The 19,682-nt window shown below is 62.9% G+C and carries 16 protein-coding genes; 6 read left to right on the plus strand and 10 right to left on the minus strand.

Features of this window, described 5'->3' with window-relative positions; translation table 11 throughout:
- Window positions 1–225 precede the first annotated feature (225 nt).
- Together L8V00_RS08440 and L8V00_RS08445 are read left to right on the plus strand one after the other, a co-directional pair.
- A complete protein-coding gene (locus L8V00_RS08440) occupies window positions 226–486 on the plus strand; it encodes a hypothetical protein (protein WP_049050535.1) in 261 nt (86 codons plus the stop codon).
- Window positions 487–501: 15 nt separating this feature from the next.
- Window positions 502–2,421: an alpha/beta-hydrolase family protein gene (locus L8V00_RS08445; protein ID WP_239316780.1), complete on the plus strand. Its 1,920-nt coding sequence runs from the start codon at window positions 502–504 to the stop codon at window positions 2,419–2,421.
- An 8-nt stretch (window positions 2,422–2,429) separates the two neighbouring features.
- On the opposite strand, the gene L8V00_RS08450 is transcribed toward L8V00_RS08445, so the two are convergent.
- Window positions 2,430–3,113 (minus strand): TetR/AcrR family transcriptional regulator, encoded by a 684-nt coding sequence (locus L8V00_RS08450; RefSeq protein WP_237746232.1) that lies wholly within the window; start codon window positions 3,111–3,113, stop codon window positions 2,430–2,432.
- A 245-nt stretch (window positions 3,114–3,358) separates the two neighbouring features.
- Here L8V00_RS08450 and L8V00_RS08455 point away from each other — a divergent pair, with 245 nt between their 5' ends.
- Window positions 3,359–4,750 carry an ATP-binding protein gene (locus tag L8V00_RS08455; RefSeq protein WP_269944744.1) on the plus strand — a complete coding sequence of 464 codons (1,392 nt, stop codon included), beginning with the start codon at window positions 3,359–3,361 and terminating at the stop codon, window positions 4,748–4,750.
- A 101-nt stretch (window positions 4,751–4,851) separates the two neighbouring features.
- Here L8V00_RS08455 and L8V00_RS08460 read toward each other — a convergent pair whose 3' ends face one another.
- Together L8V00_RS08460 and L8V00_RS08465 are read right to left on the minus strand one after the other, a co-directional pair.
- Window positions 4,852–6,447 (minus strand): anthranilate synthase component I family protein, encoded by a 1,596-nt coding sequence (locus L8V00_RS08460; protein WP_269944745.1) that lies wholly within the window; start codon window positions 6,445–6,447, stop codon window positions 4,852–4,854.
- Window positions 6,448–6,487: 40 nt separating this feature from the next.
- Window positions 6,488–8,017 carry a hypothetical protein gene (locus L8V00_RS08465; protein ID WP_269944746.1) on the minus strand — a complete coding sequence of 510 codons (1,530 nt, stop codon included), beginning with the start codon at window positions 8,015–8,017 and terminating at the stop codon, window positions 6,488–6,490.
- Window positions 8,018–8,173: 156 nt separating this feature from the next.
- Here L8V00_RS08465 and L8V00_RS08470 point away from each other — a divergent pair, with 156 nt between their 5' ends.
- Entirely contained in the window at window positions 8,174–8,698 is a 525-nt protein-coding gene (locus tag L8V00_RS08470; RefSeq protein ID WP_269944747.1) for a peptidylprolyl isomerase, read from the plus strand.
- A 7-nt stretch (window positions 8,699–8,705) separates the two neighbouring features.
- Entirely contained in the window at window positions 8,706–9,431 is a 726-nt protein-coding gene (locus L8V00_RS08475) for a rhomboid family intramembrane serine protease (protein WP_269944748.1), read from the plus strand.
- A 40-nt stretch (window positions 9,432–9,471) separates the two neighbouring features.
- Here the strand turns inward: L8V00_RS08475 and crgA are convergent, their stop codons facing one another.
- On the minus strand, window positions 9,472–9,744 hold the full coding sequence (gene crgA, locus L8V00_RS08480) for a cell division protein CrgA (RefSeq protein WP_005292638.1): 273 nt from the start codon (window positions 9,742–9,744) through the stop codon (window positions 9,472–9,474).
- A 139-nt stretch (window positions 9,745–9,883) separates the two neighbouring features.
- Between crgA and L8V00_RS08485 the strand changes: the two genes are divergently transcribed.
- Window positions 9,884–10,612 (plus strand): anthranilate synthase component II, encoded by a 729-nt coding sequence (locus tag L8V00_RS08485; protein WP_049050672.1) that lies wholly within the window; start codon window positions 9,884–9,886, stop codon window positions 10,610–10,612.
- Window positions 10,613–10,683: 71 nt separating this feature from the next.
- Here L8V00_RS08485 and pknB read toward each other — a convergent pair whose 3' ends face one another.
- The 6 genes from pknB to L8V00_RS08515 all read right to left on the minus strand — a co-directional run bounded on the left by pknB (window position 10,684) and on the right by L8V00_RS08515 (window position 19,534).
- The gene (pknB, locus tag L8V00_RS08490; RefSeq protein WP_269944749.1) at window positions 10,684–12,885 is read right to left on the minus strand and encodes a Stk1 family PASTA domain-containing Ser/Thr kinase; all 2,202 of its coding nucleotides are present in this window, start codon (window positions 12,883–12,885) and stop codon (window positions 10,684–10,686) included.
- A 141-nt stretch (window positions 12,886–13,026) separates the two neighbouring features.
- The gene (locus L8V00_RS08495; protein WP_269944750.1) at window positions 13,027–14,688 is read right to left on the minus strand and encodes a serine/threonine-protein kinase; all 1,662 of its coding nucleotides are present in this window, start codon (window positions 14,686–14,688) and stop codon (window positions 13,027–13,029) included.
- Between the two features lie 3 nt (window positions 14,689–14,691).
- Entirely contained in the window at window positions 14,692–16,140 is a 1,449-nt protein-coding gene (locus L8V00_RS08500; RefSeq protein WP_035003338.1) for a peptidoglycan D,D-transpeptidase FtsI family protein, read from the minus strand.
- A complete protein-coding gene (locus tag L8V00_RS08505) occupies window positions 16,137–17,444 on the minus strand; it encodes an FtsW/RodA/SpoVE family cell cycle protein (protein ID WP_035003340.1) in 1,308 nt (435 codons plus the stop codon). The genes L8V00_RS08500 and L8V00_RS08505 overlap by 4 nt, the downstream gene beginning before the upstream one ends.
- 3 nt (window positions 17,445–17,447) lie before the next feature.
- Window positions 17,448–19,040, minus strand: coding sequence for a protein phosphatase 2C domain-containing protein (locus L8V00_RS08510; RefSeq protein ID WP_049050668.1), 1,593 nt, complete (start codon window positions 19,038–19,040; stop codon window positions 17,448–17,450).
- Window positions 19,037–19,534: an FHA domain-containing protein FhaB/FipA gene (locus L8V00_RS08515; RefSeq protein WP_034986315.1), complete on the minus strand. Its 498-nt coding sequence runs from the start codon at window positions 19,532–19,534 to the stop codon at window positions 19,037–19,039. Before L8V00_RS08515 ends, L8V00_RS08510 begins: the two co-directional genes overlap by 4 nt.
- Between the last annotated feature and the right edge of the window lie 148 nt (window positions 19,535–19,682).

Raw genomic sequence — 19,682 nt, forward strand, 5'->3', positions numbered from 1 at the left:
CTAAAAGATAATGGTCAGGGAGATCATATACTTAACGGTGAATAAGAAACATAATTGTTTGCTGAGGTATGCAAAAGGGTGCCCCCGAGAGGGTTTGCTCTGAGTTCGGCCTCTGCCGAGGTGCTAAACCCCCATTTGTGTAGATCAGCCCCCGTCGCTGCAAGTAATGTGGGATGAGCGAGCTCAATCAAACCGCAAACCCCAACCCAGGGAGCCCCACGACACATGACCGGCACGACCACTACGTATCGCTACACCGACCCCTTCACCGGCACGCCGCAGACCATCGTCGGCCCGGAGGGTAAGGCGTACATGCTGGTGGAGCGTGGCGAGGAAGTCCGCGTCGGCGACCCGTTGGAGTTCTACAACGACCGCGACAGCGCCCGCGAGGCCGTGATGGCCCGTCTCAACGAGAAAGCCCGCACCCTGCGGGACTACGAAGAGTACTACGTCACGCACACCACCCTGCGTGGAGCCCAGCACTAGAACCGACCACCATCCATGCGTAATCTGCGGCGAAGAATCCTCCCGGGCCTAAAACGGCGGGCGAAGTGGGCCTCCCTCACCACGCTGTCCTACTCCTTCCGCGCTGCCGCCGGCGCGATTGACCTCTACGCCAACCTCTTCCCAGGCGTGCGCCTGAACAGGCGCTATGCCCTGGATCCCCGCCGCGGATTCGCCATCATCGGCGCGGAAATCGGCATGTGGAATGCCCTCTCGCCCTCCCTGCTGCCGCACCCCTGGTGGGCCGTGGCCGGTAACGCCTCCACGTCCCAGACGGTCGGGCACTTCAACGGCACCATCATCGCCAGCGCAGTGCTGCCCGCCTTCCGCGCGGCCGGCCTGGACCTGCGGGAACTCGTGAACAAGCCCGGCTACCGCGAGGCCTACCGCGCCATGCACGCCGCCGTCACCCTGGCCACCGCCGTCGCCGCCTACCGCTTCTACAAGCGCCAGGGCGAATCCGCCGCGCTGGTGAACAGCCAGCGCCTCGGCGCCCCCTCCGCCTTCGTTGGAGTGGCCGTCAGCACCCTCGGCTACGGCGCATTTCTCCTGCTCGGCGAGCTACTACAGTCCAGCTTCGACCTCACCCGGCATTCGCTGCGCCGGTTCGTCCCCGCCCCCGTTGCTGTGCCTGTGGCCGCTGGAGCGGTGGGCGTCATCGCCTACCTCATCTCCGACAAGATCCTGCTACGGCAGTTCCTCGAGAAGTTCAACGAGAAGGCCGAGCTCGTCAACCGCCGCGTGTACTGGGGCTACCAGCAACCCTGGGAGCCCGAGCGTTCCGGTTCGGTGTGGTCGCATGAAAGGTGGATCTCCCTGGGCGCCCAAGGCCGTGTGCTGGTCGGCGGTGGGCCTAGGGCGCGCGACATCACGGAGGTCACGGGCCTGACCGACGTGCACGAGCCGATCCGCATCTACGGCGGCCTGGCCCCCGGGCGCACGCTGGAAAGCATCGTTGAACTGGTGAAACGGGAGCTGCTGCGAACGGGCGCCCTGCACCGCTCGGCCATCGTCATCCATACCTCGACGGGCACGGGCTGGGTGCCGGATTGGCAGCTGGATACTGTCGAATTCCTTACGGGCGGCAACTGCGTGAACGTGGCGATGCAGTACTCCTACGTGCAGTCGCCCGTCGCCTATGTGCTTGACCGCGATACCCCGGTGCGTGCTGCCAAGTTACTTATTGACGCCGTGTTTGAGCTGCTAGACGGCATGCCCAATGCGCCAAAGGTGTTTGTGACCGGCGAATCCCTGGGGGCGTATGGCACGGCAGCGGCCTTCGATGGGCTGGAGGACATGCTGGCGAAGGTGGACGGGGCGGTGCTGTCCGGCGCGCCACGCTTCACCAAGATGATCCGCGACATGACCACCTACCGCAGCGAAGGCTCGCCAGAGCGCCTACCGCTGTACGACCAAGGCCGGCACGTGCGCTTCATCAGCCACGCCGACCACTTGGACCGTGACTGGCGCGGCCAAGAGTACGGCCAGCCATGGCAGCACCCGCGGATGGCCGTGGTGCAGCACGCCTCCGATGCGATCGTGTGGTGGGATACTGATCTGTTCTGGAAGGAACCAGACTGGCTGCGCGAACCCGGCGCCCGGGGCGTGCCCGCACCGGCCACCCAGCACAACGATGTAGTGCATAAACTCCGCTGGATTCCGTTTACCACCGGCTGGCAGGTGGCCATGGACATGCTGACCTCCAAGCAGACCCCCGCAGGCCACGGCCATAACTACCGCGGAATCATGGTCCCCACCTGGGAGCGGATCCTAGGCCCCGACCTGGTGCGCGCGCCCCTGAATCCGGAGCTGCAGCAGCGCATTACGGATTGGATCACGGAGCATTCGCGGGACACGCGCCGGGAGGAAGACCGCTTCCTCGACCGCTTCGGCTTCGGCGTGGCACGGGAGGACTAGCGCAGCGCCTACTGCGGTGGCGTCAGGTATTCGTCGATCGGCCGTGCGATGGCCTGCAGGGCGCGCTCCTCGCTAACCCCCAGCATGCGCAGCAGATCCAGCGCCAGGTCGTCCCCGGCGGTCCTGCTGTTCAACGTCGGATCCTCGTGCAGGCGCTGCCCGAGCATCGCGTTGGCGCCGAAGATAATCGCCGCTGCCGTTTCGGTGCTGGCCACGTGGAAGGAACCGTCGTTCACACCCGCGCTGATCCGTTCGCGCAGCTTGCGCACCAGCTCGTTGGGCATGGTGTAGAAGTCCGGGGAGCGGCGCACAATCGACTTCGAGAGCGTCGGCACCAGGCGATGCGCATACGCCAGGATGCGGATGTTCGTCGCCGCCGCGTCGATCGAGTCCAGATCCTGGTCCGCCGCCAGGTCAAAAATGCTGGCCAGGTTGTCTACCGCGTACTCGGCGACCGCGTCGAAGAACTGCGTGCGGTCTTTAAAGAAGTTGTAGAAGCTGCCGTTCGAGACTCCCGCCTTTTGGGTGATCGCCAGGATGGAAAGATCCGTCTGCTCCTCGGCGATCAGCTCGATGCCGGCCCGTAGCAGCGCCTGCTTGGTCCGTTCGCGGCGCGTGTCGGCCTGCTCGCTGCGGTTGAAGATGGCCTGCATCCACGCGGCGGTATCGATGTGTTGCTCGCCTGTTCGCACGCGCGGATTCACTCCTCTTTCTTCTCTTGGTGACGCCCACCGTTCCAACCACGCCCGCCCCAGCATCGCTGTTATTGCGGGTATGCATAGCTTTCTTTCAGGCTAACCTATCGGCTTCCAAGGTTGCGAAAGGAGCTACTTGAAAGCTACTCGAAACGTACTCGAAACCTACTAGAAACAAGTTTCGAGCCTCTGACCTGCGATAAACAACGTACTCGAAAATGTTTCGAGTAGAATGTTAGATTGTGAGTGTGCAGCGAAATTTCCACGAGGAGCCGAACCAGCTTCTGCAGTTCCCCGAAGACCAGTGGTTCGAGCGCAAATCTTTCCGCATTAAGCCGAAGGACTTGGCTAAGACAATTGTCGGCGTGGCCAATTCTGAGGGCGGCGTAATTGCGGTTGGCATTTCGGACCGGCAATTCGAAGGAAAGCCGACCGCTACCCAAGACAATGCTCTGCGGCAGACGTCGTTGGATCACACGGATCCGACGGTTCGCGTCCAGATCGAGTTGTGCGACGTGGATGATCGTACGCAGGTGTATCTTTTCCACGTCTTGCCCAGTGAGCGGGTCCATTACCTGAAGTCAGGGGACTGCTTCTTGCGAGTGGGTGATGAAACGAAGCACTTGAGGGCTGATGACATTCTGGAGCTTCGTTACACCAAGGGTGAGCAGCAATACGATGCCACGGTTCCCGCGAACGCTACCCCGAACGACCTCAACATGGATCTGGTTGAGACTTATGCCGAGACCATTGGTTCTTCGAGTGCCGAAGATGCTCTGAAGGCGCGCAACCTGATTGACCGGGAAGGCAGGCCACGTGCTGCTGCGATATTGCTTTTCGGGCACAATCCTCAAGAGTTCTTCCCGAACGCACACATCCGGGTTTTACGTTTTGGCGAGGACGAGCGATTGCCTGGCCAGATGCAGCAGTTGATGGATGACCAGCGTTTTGATGGTCCGATACCGCAACAGATTCAAGCAGCTCAGGAAGCAATTAGCGGAATGCTGCCAAATACTCGACGGCTCACCGGCGCGGGTCTTTTCGAGGATGAGAACCTTATCCCTCACGACGTTTGGCTTGAGGGGTTGGTCAACGCGGTGGTGCATCGCTCGTACAGCATGGTCGGGGATCACATTCGTTTCGAAATTTTCCCGAGCCGGATTGAGGTCTCTAGCCCGGGGCGCTTCCCCGGCCTTGTAGATCCGACTAAACCGGAGTCCATTGCCCGCTTTGCGCGCAACCCTCTGATTGCGCGAGTAACCGCTGAGCTCCGCATTGGCCAGGAACTGGGTGAGGGAATCCGACGTATGTTTGCAAGTATGCGGCGGGTTGGGTTTGCTGATCCGGTATATACGCAAACTAGTGGCAGCGTAGTTCTTACATTGAACGCAACACAGCGTTTAGACGCCCAAGTGCTGGGTGGTCTCCCTCGTCATTCCGAGGATGTGCTTGCTGCTCTAGAAATGAGTGGTCGGCCAATGTCCACGGGTGATGTTGCCGAGGCGCTGGGCTTGTCGGCCCCGCCAGTGCGCCGTGCATTGCAGGCCATGCGTGATGCTGGGCTGGTTCATTGGCGTGGAAATGGACCGCGCGATCCGCGTGCTGTGTGGTCTGTAAAGGGGCCGCTTAGGTAGCTAGGAAAGCTACTCGAAAGGTACTCGAAACCTACTAGAAACAAGTTTCGAGCCTCTGACCTGCGATAAACAACGTACTCGAAAATGTTTCGAGTAGAATGTTAGGCGATTTGGCCCCCGAGTGTATCGAGTAGCGCCGCCGCTTTTACTAGCGTTTCCTGGTACTCCGCCAGTGGATCCGAGTCCGCGACGATCGCGCCGCCGACCCCGAAAGAACACTCCGCGCCATCGTCGACGAGCGTGCGGATCGTGATGTTCAGCTCTGTGGCGGAATTGGGGGAGATCCAGCCGATCGCCCCGGAATAGAACCCGCGCGGATGCGGCTCCAGCTCCTCGATAATCTCCATCGTCCGGATTTTCGGCGCGCCTGTCATGGAGCCACCGGGGTAACTGGCCGCAATCGCGTCGACGGCGCCGAGCCCCGGACGGAGCTGGCCGGTAATGGTGCTGACCAGCTGATGGACGTGCGAGAAACTCTCCACCGAAAAAATTTTCGGCACCTCCACACTGCCCGGCACGCACACTCTGCCGAGGTCGTTGCGCAGCAGGTCAACGATCATCAGGTTCTCCGCCCGGTCCTTGGGGTTGCTCATTAATTCCTGACGCCCCCTCGCATCCGCCGCTTCGTCCTCCCCACGGGGGCGGGTGCCCTTGATCGGCTTGGCGGAGACCTCTCCCTCCGGCGAGACCTTGAGGAACCTCTCGGGGGAGGCGCTGAGGATATGCAGTGGTGCCTGACCAGGGCGGTCGAAACGCAGGAATGCGCCATAGGGAACCGGGCTGACTTCGCGGAGCCGCAGGTAGGCCAGTAATTCCGGTGACTGCTCCTGAGGCGAGTTCGCGCCGGGCTGCTCGCTGGATTGCAGTGCTGGATGCTCGCCAGGTTGCTGAGTGGGCCGCAGTCCGACCAGCTCCCGCAGTGCGGGCCCACGGGCCGTATTCGTCAGGCAGACCTCGTAGCTATCGCCCGCGGCAATGTAATCCAGGCAGCGCTGGATGCTCGCCAGGTACTGCTGCTTCGGTTGGTCGAAGTGGAAGGTCGCCGCGCGCTCGGCGGGCACCGTGTCACGGGGCGGTGCACCGCCCGGAATGCTGCTCGGAAAGGTTTCCGGAATGGCTTCCAGTCCCGCACCGCTTGTCTCGGAGACCTCGCCAGCGATCCGTCGCACCTCGGCGACGGTGGTGTCCAGCCATTCCAGCTGTTCATCGTGGGTGCTCCCGGCATCCCCGGCATCTTTGGCACTCGGCAGCATTGCCATTGCATAGGCCACCGCGTGTGCGTGGTCGATCACGACCGCCCGGTCGGCGAACAGCAATGCCGCATCCGGATGGTCTTCCCGGGAGCGGGCAATGTCCTCCACTCCGTATCCCAATGCGCCCACCCAGCCGAGGGTGAAGTCGCACGGCCAGTCTCGCGGAATCTCAACCGACTCGTCGAAAGTGCTTCTGAGCTGCGCGAAGAACGTATTCGAGCTTTCCACCTGCGGCATCCACGTTCGGGCTAGGGGACCCGCGCTATTTGCCAGCACACTGAGGGCGCCGCCGTTGCCGGAGGAATCCAGCCAGGCGGCGGTGGGGGCGTCATTAAATAAAGACAAAAAGACCCGCGGCGCGACACTTCCGGTGATGTCCCGAGCGTCTGCCTGCGGCAGCGGGATGGTGCGGAATGTGAGGCGGCGCGGGGTCATGTACGCCATTATCGCGCGCCGGATTTAGCGCGCGATGTGGGGGTGCGGGTTACAGGCGGTGCTTGCCGCCCTCGTCCGGATCCTCGCCCGGGCCATCGGCCAGCGGGAAGTCGGCCTCGGCGGCGTCGGTCGCATCCGTGGCATCGGCAGCGCCCTGGTCGCTACCAGCCTGCGGAGCAGCCGGAGCACCCGGAACAGCTACGCCCGGTGCGGGAGCGCCCGGTGCACCCGGGGCAGGTGCGGACGGTGCGGCGGGGGCAGCCGGAGCCTGCTTCTCCTCGGTCTTGGCCTCTTCGGCCTTCTCGCCGGCCTTAGCCTCCTTAGCCTCGTCGACCTTGGCCTCGGCGGTCTCCTTCACCTCGGTGGCCTTCGCCTCAGCCTTGTCAGCGGTCTCGGCGGCCTTCGCCTTGGCCTTCTCGGCAGCGCCGGTGGCCTTGTCCGCGAAGTCCTGCACCTTCGGGGAGTTCTTCGGAGCGTTCTCGCCACCACGCAGGAACTTAAACGTAGCAGCGCCCGCGGCAACCAGGATGGCCAGCAGCAGGAACTTGCCGAACAGGCCGCCCTTCTGCTTCTTCTCCTGCTTCTTCAGGCCCTTCTTCTCGGCCTTCGCCAGCGCCTTGCTCTGCGCCTTGTTGGTGGCGCGGGCTACCTTCTTGTCCAGCTTCGCGGCGCGCTTGCGGGCATCCTTCTGTGCGCCCTTGGTCTGCTTCTGCGCACGCTTGGCTGCCTTCTTCTTGGTGGCCTCCAGCTTCTTGGCCAGCTGCTTGCGGTTCTTCTCCGCGCTCTTCGCCAGGTCGCCGCCACGGGACTCCGCCTCTTCGTACAGCTTGCTGGTCGCAGCCTGGCCGCGTTCCTGCAGCTCGTGAGCATTTTCCTTCAGCGCAGCGGTAAGCTGAGCGATCTTCTGCTCACGCTTCTTGGCCTTCTTGCCGGCCTTCTTCTGGGCCTTCTCCTGCGCCTCGTCGAAACGGTTGCGCAGCTTCTGCGTGCGCTTGTCGATCTTCTTGCGCAGCTTCTCGGCATCCGCGCCGAGCTTCTCGGTCAGTTCATCGGTGTTCAATTCTTCGCCCTTCTTCTTTAGTGACGCCACCATCCCAGCAGCCTCGCCCTCAACCTTCTTGGTCTTCTTGGCTGCCTTGGCCTGTGCCTTCGCGGCCTTCTTCTTTGCGGCCTCGGCCTTCTTTTCGGCCTTCGCACGAGCCCTGTCCGCCTTGTCGGCGGCCTTGTCAGCAGTGTCGGCAGTGTTCTGGGAACCGGTGGAGCTCATGTCCGCAACATCCGCAGCAGTGAGCTCGTCGGAGTGGTGCGCCTGGTGGTGCTTGCGGGCAGCCGCAGCCGCACGGGCCTGCTCGAGGGCAGACGCAGCACCCTCTTCCTTCAGCATGAGCTCCGCGACGGCCTTCACGTGAGCGGGAGAACCAGCGATGATGCCCTCTCGTTCGCCCTCCGAGGCCAGGTTGTCACGCAGCTGCTGCAGCGCGTCGAACTCCTGGCGGCGCTTAAACTCCTTGCGGTTATTCAACATGGTGCGACCCTGCTTGGCGCCGCGCAGCGCCAGCTTCAACGTGGTGGGGTTCATCGTGCGAGATGCTCCTTGGAGATCTATTTGGGTATTTCAATATGTGTTCGTGCTAACACCCATCCTAAAGAAAAATCCCCACCGGGATGGCCAATACCGCTTTTGAGTCACCAAGGCGCCGGAAGCCGTCTCAGCTTTTTAGTACAATGGATCACCGTGACTAACAAGACTGCAACCGCAATTCTGCACACCAACCAAGGCGACATCGCCATCGATCTGTTCGGCAACCACGCGCCGGAGACCGTAGCCAACTTCGTTGGCCTGGCGCAGGGCACCAAGGACTACTCCCAGCCCAACGCCTCCGGCACCAACGAAGGCCCGTTCTACGACGGTGCGATCTTCCACCGCATCATCGATGGCTTCATGATCCAGGGCGGCGACCCGACCGGCACCGGTCGCGGCGGCCCGGGCTACCAGTTCGGCGACGAGTTCCACCCGGAGCTGCAGTTCGACCGCCCGTTCCTGCTGGCCATGGCCAACGCTGGCCCCGGCACCAACGGCTCCCAGTTCTTCATCACGGTGACGGCCACCCCGCACCTGAACAACCGCCACACCATCTTCGGTGAGGTCACCGACAAGGAGTCCCAGAAGGTCGTCGCAAAGATCTCCCGCGTCGCAACCGACCGCATGGACCGCCCGAACGACGACGTCGTCATCGAGTCTGTCGAGATCCAGGAGTAAAAACTCCTTGCCGTGGCTGGACACGCAAGCCCGCCGGAATAGCCGGCGGTATTCCGTCACCAACGTATTCATCGCAGCCTGCTGCCTTGTCTACGTGGTGACGGTTTTTCAATCCGGCAGCATCGCCAGCCCCCTCGATGGCCGATCCATGTTCGGCCTCAGCTCGAGCAACCTGGGGCGGGAGATGCTCTTCAACGCCGCCAACGTCACCCTATTCGGTGAATGGTGGCGCATCCTCACCGCCGCATTCGTTCATTTGGACCCCGCCCACCTGGGCTTCAACATGCTGCTGATCTTCCTGATCGGCCGCGATGTAGAACGCTTTTACGGGCCGGTAGTTATGCTCAGCCTCATCGTTGCCAGCGCCGCTGGCGGTGCGCTGGCATGCATGTACTTCCAGCCCAACGTCCCCGTCGGCGGTGCCTCCACTGTCGGCTACGGGCTGTTCGCCATGCTCATTTCCCTGTCGCGGATACGGCAGCGCGACCTCCGCGGGCCCATCATCCTCCTGCTGGTGAACCTCGGGTACTCCCTCATGTACTCCAACGTTTCGCTATGGGGACACATCGGTGGGCTCGCCGGAGGCGCCGTCATAGCACTCATCACCAGCACCGTTGGGGAGGGCGGCAACGGGGGCGTGGGGGCGTCAATAAGAAAAAAGACCGTCGCAGCACTAGCCGCGACGGCAATCTTGGCCTTCACCATATGGACCGGCCTGGGGTGGCACTACTAGGGGCGCCCAACTAGGGCAGTGCCGGGAAGTAACTTGGGTGCTACTTCCAACCCATGGTCATCAGCAGACCCACGATCAGCAGGGCGAAGCCGATCAGGTAGTTCCATGCGTTCAGGTCGCGCATGAACGGGATCTCCGGGCCGGCAATGTAGTTAACAACCAGCCAGGCCAGGCCCAGAAGCATCAGCGCGAGCATCAGCACGATGTACCAACGCGGAGTACCGCTGGAATTCAGCTTCACGGGTGTGCGACGATCCGCGGAAGAGGAGCTGGAGTAGTTCTCCTCAGCGGAATTAACCTTGGACTTTGGCATTGTTCAAAACCTCGAAGCAATTGACTGCGGAGCGGACGGCCTACGAGGTACCGAGCGCCCATGGGCAAAATACGTACTAGACGATAGTAGCAGTACACCGCGGCAAAACCATGCACACTGCCACGCTAGACTCTTTGCTATGCGCATTCTCGTGATCGATAACTACGACAGCTTCGTCTACAACCTCGTGCAATACATCGGGCAGCTGGGCTTCAGCGGGGACGACTGTGTGGTGCTGCGCAATGACGCCCCCGAGCTCACCGGTGCTGGCAACCCTGAGGGGGCCGAGACGGATGCGCTGGCGGACATGCTGCAGGGCTTCGACGCGATCCTGCTATCCCCCGGACCTGGCGAGCCGAGCGCGGCAGGCCGCATGCTGGATGTGCTGAAAATCGCTGTTGAACAGCAGATTCCGCTATTCGGGGTGTGCCTGGGGCACCAGGCGATCGGCATGCACTTCGGCGCGGAGGTCGTGCGGGCAGACGAGCTTTTCCACGGCAAGACCTCACCCGTGGCCCATGACGGCACCGGCGTGCTGACCGGAGTGCCGAGCCCGTTCCGCGTGACGCGCTACCACTCGCTCACCGTTGATCCAGGCACCGTTCCGGAGGAGCTAAAGGTCACGGCGACCTCCGATTCCGGCATGATTATGGCGATGCGCCACCAGACGCTGCCGATCCACTCCGTGCAGTTCCACCCCGAGTCTGTGATGACGCAGTACGGCCACCTGATGCTGGCGAACTGGCTGAACGAAGCCGGGCAGCTGAGTGGCAAGGGCGAGGTAGTGCCCGCCGAGCTAGTGGAACGCCTGGTGCAGGAGCAGCTGGAGGTTACCGGCGCGATCAGCGCCGAAGCCTCGATGCTTTAGGCGCGCTGGCTCTGGGGCACCAACGCTAGGGCGGCGCCAGCTCTGGGGCCTGCTTCGGCGCGTCGCTGCCGCTAGGGCAGCAGGTTGAAGACGTACACCGTGACGGTGATGTCCTCGTCCTTCTTGATGACCTCGCCACTGTGGATGGACTGCTGCGCGACCTCGTCCACGCGGCCCAGATCCGTGGTGTTCTTGTTCTCCCGGTGTAGCTGTTCCGGGGTGCCGCGCCAGCCGGCGGCCTGCAGCTCGCGGAACACGTCACCGAACTTCTTGCCCTGCAGGGAAGGCATCTCGAACTGGTTGCCCAGGGATACCTCTAGGGTGATCTCGCTGCCCTTGGGCAGCTTCTCACCCTCGCTGCTGGCGGAGAGCACCTGATCCTTCCGCTCCACAGAATCGACGTGGTTCACAACCACCTTGAAGCCGGCGGATTCCAGGTTCTCCCGGGCGTCCTCGAGCTGTTGGCCGGTGACGACCGGCACGCGGACGTCCTCCGGACCCGTGGAGACGGTGATGGTCACCTTCGTGCCCGCAGAGACCTGCGAACCCTGCGGCGGAGTCTGCGTGATGATCTTGCCCTTCGGCACATCATCGCTGGCTTCTTCCTTGACTTCCTTGTTCAGAACCAGCTTGGCATCCTTCAGAAGCTGGACTGCTTCCTCGGTGGTCTTGCCCGTCAGGTCCGGCACGTCGGTGATCTCTCGGCCGCTGGAGACCAGCAGCTTGATCTCGGTGCCGCGAGCCACGGATGCATTGGCTGCCGGGTCGGTGCCGATAGCTTTGCCGCGCGCGATCTTGTCGTGCGTGGTCTCCTCGACCGTTACTTCGAAGCCCGCGTCCTTGAGGATCTTCTCCGCCTCGGCACGGTCCTTGTTGGCTACGAGCGGGATCTTCACCTGCTCGGCTTCGATAGGCTTCTCTGGTTCATCGTCGCCGGTAAATGCCTGGTAGGCAAAGTAACCACCGGCGATTACTGCGGCGATACCCGCCACCCAAGCGATGGGCGCCCACCAGCGACGCTTGGGCTCATCCTCGTAGTACTCGTCGTCGTACTCGCCGTCATAATCATCGTCGTAATCGGCGTCATAGTCGTCGTAATAATCGTCGCCGCCATCATAATCGCCGCTGTAATCGCTGTTGTAGTAGCCGTCGCCGCCACCGTTGCCAGCGGCTCCAGCGGCGGCTGCTCCGGCCCCAGCTGCTCCGGCTCCAGCAGCGGCACCGTTGGCTGTGTTGTGGCTGGCGGGGATCACGGAGGTCTGCGCGTCATCATCATTCGCGTGCGCGCCAGCCGCGGCCGCACCGGCGGCCAGCCCCGCGGCGCCAGCGGCACCGGCAGCAGCGCGCCCCGCGGTGTGGGAACCAGCATCGGCCGAGTCGGCGTCATTGGTATAGGCCTGGGCGACCAGCGGCAGTTGGTCTTCGGAAAGGCGCTTCAGATCCGTCGCCATCTCTTGCGCGTCGTCATAACGATCCGACGGCGACTTCGCCATAGCGGTCAGAGTGATGGAGTCCAGGCTCAAAGCCTCGCGCTTCGACAGGTGCATGCCCAGAACCTGGGACGGCGCCTCCGGGTTTTCCTGCACGTGCTGGAAGGCAACGGACAGTGGGGACTCGCCGTGGAAGGGAGCCTTGCCCGTGGCCAGCTCGTAGAACACGCAACCGGCGGCGTAAATATCCGAACGTGCGTCGGCGGACTGGCCGCGTGCCTGCTCGGGGGAGAGGTACTGGGCGGTGCCGATAACGGCGGCGGTTTGCGTCATGGCAGAGGAGCTATCGCTCAGCGCGCGTGCGATGCCGAAGTCCATGACCTTCACCGCGCCGGTGTTGGTGATCATCACGTTCGCGGGCTTGATGTCGCGGTGAATGATGCCCGCCTCGTGCGAGAAGTACAGCGCCGAGCAGACCTGGGACATGACCGCCGCGGCATCGTTCAGGCTCATCTTCCCAGAGTCCTGGATGATGTCGCGCAGGGTTTCGCCGTGCACGCGCTCCATGACGATGTACGGCACCGCACCGTCCTCGTCCGGGGTCTGGCCCGTGTCGTAGACGGCGACGATGGCGGGGTGGTTCAGCTTTGCGGCGTTCTGCGCCTCGCGGCGGAAGCGCTCCAGGAAGGTGGTATCGCGCGCCAGGTCGGGCCGCATCATCTTCACCGCAACATCGCGGCCCAGCAGTTCATCGGTAGCGGCGTACACGTCGGACATGCCACCAGTGCCGATCTTGGCACCGAGGCGGTAGCGGCCGCCCAAGGTTGTGCCGTTTCGGTCCACGCCTTCTGCTCCTTTGTCTGCTTCTGTAGCTAACCCCAGAATGATTTTCTAGTCACTTTGATTAACAAATCCTAGTCCAACTTGTTGTATGGACATAGTTCTATCCCTTTTACATTGCTAAAAAGAATCGTGCTTAAACGCTTAAAGCACTGGCTGGCTTTCCGGATCGGCCTCCCTATTGCGTAATTCGGCAGGTATATCGTTGTCCGCCGAGGTTGCGTTATCGTTCGTCTGCGGGCGGCCGGGTTGGTTCGGGCGAGCAGTGTTGTGGTTGCCGCCATTGCCGCCCTGACCACCATTTCCACCGTTGCCGTCGTCATTGCCGTTGCCGCGCCCGCCACCGTTCGGGATGGTCGGCAAGGTGGGGAACGAAGGCTCGCGTTCGTCGGAGGTCTCCGGCGGTTCCGACGTGGTCTCGGTCCCCGGTGCGGGTTCCGGGCCATTCGTCGTGTCCGTCGGCACCGGGTTTACCGGCGCGGGGGCGTTGCCACCCGGGTTGGTCGGCGCTTCTTCCTCCTCCGTCGGGCTAGTCGTAACCTCGTTGGTTACGGTCATCGTCGACGGGTCCGGCGCTTCTTCGTCGCCACCGCTGGTCAGCAGGAAGGTGGCCAGCGCAAGCGCGAGGATGCTCACCAGGGCCAGCACCGCGATAATCAAGCGGTTCTTTCTTGGTGACGCCCCCTGCGCCCCACCCGCCCCGCGTGCAGTCGCGGGGTAGCCCGCGCCCGTGGCCGGAGCACCTGCACCGGCAGCCGGGCCGGAGGGGCCAGGGTAACCGGAACCTTGACCGGGCCCTGGCCCGTGCTCTGGACCGTACTCAGGGCCCGACGCTGAAGGCACTCGAGTTCCCGGCCCGCTGGCAACGTTGCCCAGCTGCTCGGTCAGCGGGTGCGGTTCGGTGCTGACGTTCGGCACATTGTGCGGCGACGGGGGTTGCTTGCCCTCGGCCACCATGACAGTGGCGGCGACAAGTTCCGCGCCGTCGGCGTAGCGCGTCCGCGGATTCTTGCGCAGGCAGACCTTGATCAATTCCCGCAGGTTGGGGTCGACCTCTTCCGGCAACTCCGGTGGGGTTTCGGAGATGTGCTTGATCGCCACGGACACGGTGGATTCGCCGGAGAACGGACGGTAGCCCGCCAGCATCTCGAAGCCGACCACGCCCAAGGAGTACACGTCGCTGGCCGGGCCGACCTGGTCGCCCTGAGCCTGCTCGGGAGAGACGTACTGGGCGGTACCAACCACCATGCCCGTGCGGGTCAACGGCACCGCGGCGGCGGCCTTGGCAATGCCGAAGTCCGTGATCTTCACGAACCCGTCGGAGGTGATCAGCAGATTTCCCGGCTTAATATCGCGGTGCACCAGTCCGGCTTCATGGATAGCCTTCAGCCCCGCGGCGGTTTGCGTCAATACGTCCAGCGCCAGATTCTGCGGCAGCGAGGATTCGCGCGAGAGCACATCGGCCAGAGACTCGCCACGGATGTACTCCATGATGATGTAGCAGAACACCGTGCCGTTGTCCGGGTCCTCGACCTCGCCGGATTCATAGGTCCTGACGACGTTGGGGCTGTCGAGGTCCTGAGCAGCGGAGGCCTCGTTGCGGAAACGCGCGCGGAACTCCTCGTTTTCCGTGTACTCCGGCTTGAGGATCTTGACGGCCACGTCGCGCAGCTTTTCGACATCGTGGGCCAGCCATACGGTGGACATGCCGCCGCGACCGATGATCCACTGCAGCTCGAAGCGCTCGCCCAGAAGCCGTTGCGTACGCTCAATTTCTGTGCGGTCGGGTTGACGGGAATCGCTCATGGCCTACTGCTGCTCCTTCTCAGCTGCGTGGATGACGGCCCGGCCGATGGGACCGGCCACCGAACCACCGGTAGCCGCCCGCCCGCGGTCGCCACCATTTTCCACCAGCACGGCTACCGCCACATCGGCGGAGGTGGAAAACGCGATGTACCAGGCGTGCGGGTTGGAGTTGCGGGAATCCTCGCCGTGCTCGGCGGTACCCGTCTTCGAAGCGATGGAGGCATCGCCGCCGGCCCACTTCTCGGCCTCCACCATCAGATCCTTCAAGGTATCGGCCGTCTCCTCCGGCACCGCGCGCTGAGCCTTCTGCGGCTTGGTGGTCCGCAGGGTGGAAAGATCGCGGCCGGTGATCTTGCTAACTAGGTAAGGCTTCATGCGCACACCACCGTTGGCGATGGTCGCGGCGATCACCGCATTCTGCAGCGGGGTCAGCGCCACGTCGCGCTGGCCGATGGAGGACTGGCCCAGAGCCGCACCGTCCGGGATGTCACCCAGGCGGGAGGGCTCCACCGGCAGGCCCAGGTAGTCGTCCTGTTCCCCGATGCCGAAGTTCTCGGAAATCTTCTTGAACTTATCCGCGCCGTGGCGAGTGGAGATGTCTACGAAGGCGGTGTTACAGGAGCGTTTGAAGGCCTCGCGCAGGGTGGTGGTGCCACCGCCGCCACAGGCCGCGCCGCCGTAGTTCTCCAGGGTCGTGGCCGTATCCGGCAGGGTGATCTGCGGCGCGGCGGTCACGGAGGTCTCCGGAGTGTCGCCCTCCTCCAGGGCGGCCGCGGTAGTGATGACCTTGAACGTCGAGCCCGGCGGCTGGATCTGCTGCGTGGAGCGGTTCAACAACGGGGCGGAATCGTCGTTGGCGTAGTTCTCAAAGTTCGTCTTGGCCTGCTCGGCCGGCGGGCCGACGATCTGCGCCGGGTCAGCCGAGGGCGTGCTGGCCATCGCCAGCACTTCGCCCGTGGACGGGCGCAGAGCCACCACGGAACCGGAGTAGCCCTTGTTAGCCAGCTGGTCGTAGGCGACTTCCTGCACTTGCGGGTTGAGCGTGAGCTCCACGTTCGCCCCGCCGGCCTCCTTGCCCGTCAGCATGTCCCACGTGCGGGTGGCGAACAGGGAATCGTCCTCGCCGGTGAGGATGGAGTTCTGGGAAGACTCGATACCCGAGGCACCGTACTGGTCAGACAGGTAGCCGATCACGGAGCCGTACTTCGCGGACATGTATGGGTACTCACGGTCGTAGAAGTCGTCGGAATCCTTCACGGACCTGGCCAGCACCTGGTCGCCGGCGATGATCCTGCCGCGTTCCTTCGACTTGGCCTCTAGGAATTGACGCGAATTCAGCGGATTCTGCGCCAGCGACTTCTGCTGGAAGCCTTGGATGTAGGTCAGGTTTGCAATGAGGGCGACCACCAAGATGAAGCTAAAGATGGCTACCGCGCGGATGGAGCGGTTCATGCTTCCTCCCTTTCCTTAATGGCCAGGGGCGTGCGGGCGTCATGAGAAATACGAAGAATGATCGCCAACAGGATGTAGTTCGCCAACAGTGACGAACCACCGTGCGACAGGAATGGCGTGGTGAGGCCGGTCATGGGCAGCAGGCGGGAAATACCGCCGGTGACCACGAAAACCTGGATGGCGATCGTCAGCGCCAGACCCGCGGCAACGAGCTTGCCGTAGGAATCGCGGGCTCGCATGGCAGTGTTGAAGCCGCGCGACACGAAGATCGCGTAGGCCAGCAGCACGCCTGCCAAGCCGATCAGCCCCAGCTCCTCGCCGATAGCGGCCAGGATGAAGTCGGAGTGCGCGACGGGGATGTTGTTTGGGTAACCCTCGCCCAGGCCGCGGCCAGTCACGCCACCGAAGGACATGCCAAACAGGGCCTGGGAGAGCTGGAAGCCGTTGCCGTCGTAGTTCGACAAAGGATCCACGAAGTTGGACACGCGATCCTGGATCTTGTCCGAGATCTGGTACACGCCGAATGCGCCGATGAAAGCCAGGCCGAGACCCAGCACCAGCCAGGAGGCGCGGCCGGTGGCGATGTACAGCATGCCCAGCACGGTGCCGAACAGCAGCAGGGCCGGGCCGAAGTCGTTCTGCGCGGCCATGATCATCAGCGCGATGCCCCACACCAGAAACAGCGGGCCGAGGTCGCGCAGACGGGGGAACTGCAAACCCAAGAAGGACTTGCCGGCCACGTTGAACAGGCGGCGCTTATTTACCAGCAGCGCGGCGAAGAACAGCAGCAGCATGATCTTTGCAAACTCGCCGGGCTGGATCGAGAACGGGCCGATGCTGATCCACACCTTTGCGTCCGCGTTCAGGGAGGTAGGCCAGACGATCGGCAGGGCCGTCAGGATAAGGCCCGCCAAGCCCAGCAGATACGAGTAGTTCTGCAGCGAGCGGTGATCCCGCAAAAAGCCAATCACCAGGCAGAACAGGATCACACCCAGGGCGGTCCACATGATCTGTGACTTCGCCAGTGTGAGGCCCGACCCGAGGTCCAGCCGGTAGATCATCACCAGCCCCAGGCCGTTGAGCAGCGCCGCGATGGGCAGCATGATCTGGTCGGCCTCCGGGGCCGTCCAGCACACCACCAGGTGCGCCACTAGAAAAGTCAGAAAGAAGCCGCCGACCAGGTAGAACACCTCGGAGCTGATTTCCTTGCCCTGCGAGATCTCCAGCGCCACGATGGCCAGCAGCAAAATGATGGCGGCCAGCAGCAGCAAGCCAGCCTCGGTGCGTCGGCTAAAAAGCTTCATGGTTTACTTCACCTCGCGGCAGGAGACTCCGGGGGTCGTGAGGTCTTCGGGCGCGTCGCTCTTCTTTTCGCTCTTTTCCGTGCTGCTCTTTTCCTTATCCTTGTCGTCTTTGCCGTCCTTGGCCTTGTCTTTGTCTCCGTCTGCCGGCACTCGCGTCACACAAACCGGCAGAGTCTGCTCCGCCAGACGGTTGACCTGGCCGGTGACCTTGTCGTAGGAATCCTCCGGCAGATCCGACAGTGCGCCCTGCGCCGCCGGAGTCAGATCCGAGGTCATAAACAGGTGGCAATCGCCGCCCGCACCCGGATCCACGAAGGTCGCCTTGCCTTCGTCGTCCAGACAGACGTCCTGGTGCACAGAGTTCAGCTTGAATCCCATTACGGAAGAATCAGTGCCGTTCATCACCTTGATCTGCGAGTTATCCGCGGTGACGTAGTACGTGTCCTTCACTCGCTGGTACATCACATAGGTCACCGCGCCACCGGCCAGAACAACGGCCAGGATGATCGCCAGCGTCACCCACAGCCCGCGCCGGGATTTCTTCGGCTTCTTGGCCGCGCTGGGTTCTGCATCGCCTACGCTGTGGCCATCGCCGTGAACGTTGTTGCCGTTACCTGTGCGATCGTGGCCACCATTGGCCGTCGCAGGTTCGGGCTCGTCGTCTTCCTCGTCCTTTTTTGGTGACGCCGCCGTCGTCGTCGACAGCCCCTGAATAGCTGCTGCGCGGGCTGCCGAAGAATTCGGGCGTGGCATATCCACTGCCTCACCTGCAATAGCTCCCGCCATCACCGGGCGGGGTGGCAGGGTGAGCTCCGGATCCGTCGGGGCATTGGAGTCGGCGTCAAAACCAACAACATCGGCAACAACAACGGTGACGTTGTCCGGGCCACCGCCACGCAGTGCCATCTCAACGAGCTTGCGGGCAGCTTTCTCCGGGGTGCCGTGGGAGAGAACCTCGCGGATCGTGTCGATGCTGACCGGATCCGAAAGCCCGTCGGAGCAGAGCATGAAGCGGTCGCCGACCTGCGTTTTTTCACGCCACAGGGTGGGTTCGACGGGACGGCCGGTGAGGGCCTTAAGGATGAGGGAACGCTGCGGGTGGCTGCTGACGTCCTCGGGATCGAGCTTGCCCTCATCGACGAGGGACTGCACGAAGGTGTCGTCCTTGGTGACCTGGCGCAGCTCACCGTCGCGCAGGACGTAGCCGCGGGAATCGCCGATGTGGCAGATGGCGACCTCGTCCTCGCGGAAGAGCATGGAGGTCAGGGTGCAGCCCATGCCATCCAAGTTTGGGTGCTCGTCGACGTGCGCGGCGATGTCCTGGTTGCCCTCGTCCGTAGCCGTGGCCAGCAAGTTTTCCAACTGATCGCGGTTGTTGGGCTCGTCGATCAGTGGGGAATCCAGGGGGCTGAGGGCATTAATGAGGAACTGGGAGGCAACCTCGCCGGCAGCGTGGCCACCCATGCCGTCGGCCAGAGCCAGCAGACGCGGGCCGGCGTAGGCGGAGTCTTCGTTGTTGCCGCGGACCAGGCCACGGTCAGAGCACGCCGCGTAGTTCAGCGTGCGCCCGATGTTTCCGTTCTTGCCCTCGGTCATGCGTCCATCCTCACGTGGGTTTGGCCGATGCGGATTTCCATACCGGCGGAAAGCTTAACGGGCTGATCCAGGCGCTCGTTACCGATCCAGGTGCCATTGCGGGAGTCGAGGTCTTCGACGTACCAATCCGAGCCGCGGCGGATCAGACGCGCGTGGGTGCCGGAGGCAAAGTCATCCTCCAGCACCAGCGTGCACGACTGCGAGCGCCCGATGGAGACGTCCTGGTACCCCTTGAGGTTCAGCGTGGTGCCAGTCAGCGGGCCACTGGTGAGCTCCAGGGAATTAGGCGCCTTGTGCCTGCGGAAAGCATGGCCGGAAGAAGAGGGCTCGTTCATGGGACCGCCGTATCCCGCTGCGATGGGAGCCATCCCGGCGGGAGTCAAGCCAGAGGTGCGATCCGCATCCTTCTTGAGGGAGCGAACAGTCATCCAGATGAAGAACCACAGCAAAAGCAGCAGGCCAATCTTGACCAGCAAAAGCAGCGTGGTCTGCACGGTATTCAACTCCTCAATAAGGTCGGAAGGTTCGGTGAGTACTCGGTGAGTACTCCATGAACCACTCAATAAACACAGGCGCACATAGCCCCGCGGGGCACATGTGTATGTGAATAGCCTAGTTTAGATGACCCTGAAGGAGTAGGGC

It is taken from the genome of Corynebacterium evansiae, assembly GCF_027570065.1.
In the GTDB taxonomy this organism is placed as follows: Bacteria; Actinomycetota; Actinomycetes; order Mycobacteriales; family Mycobacteriaceae; genus Corynebacterium; species Corynebacterium evansiae.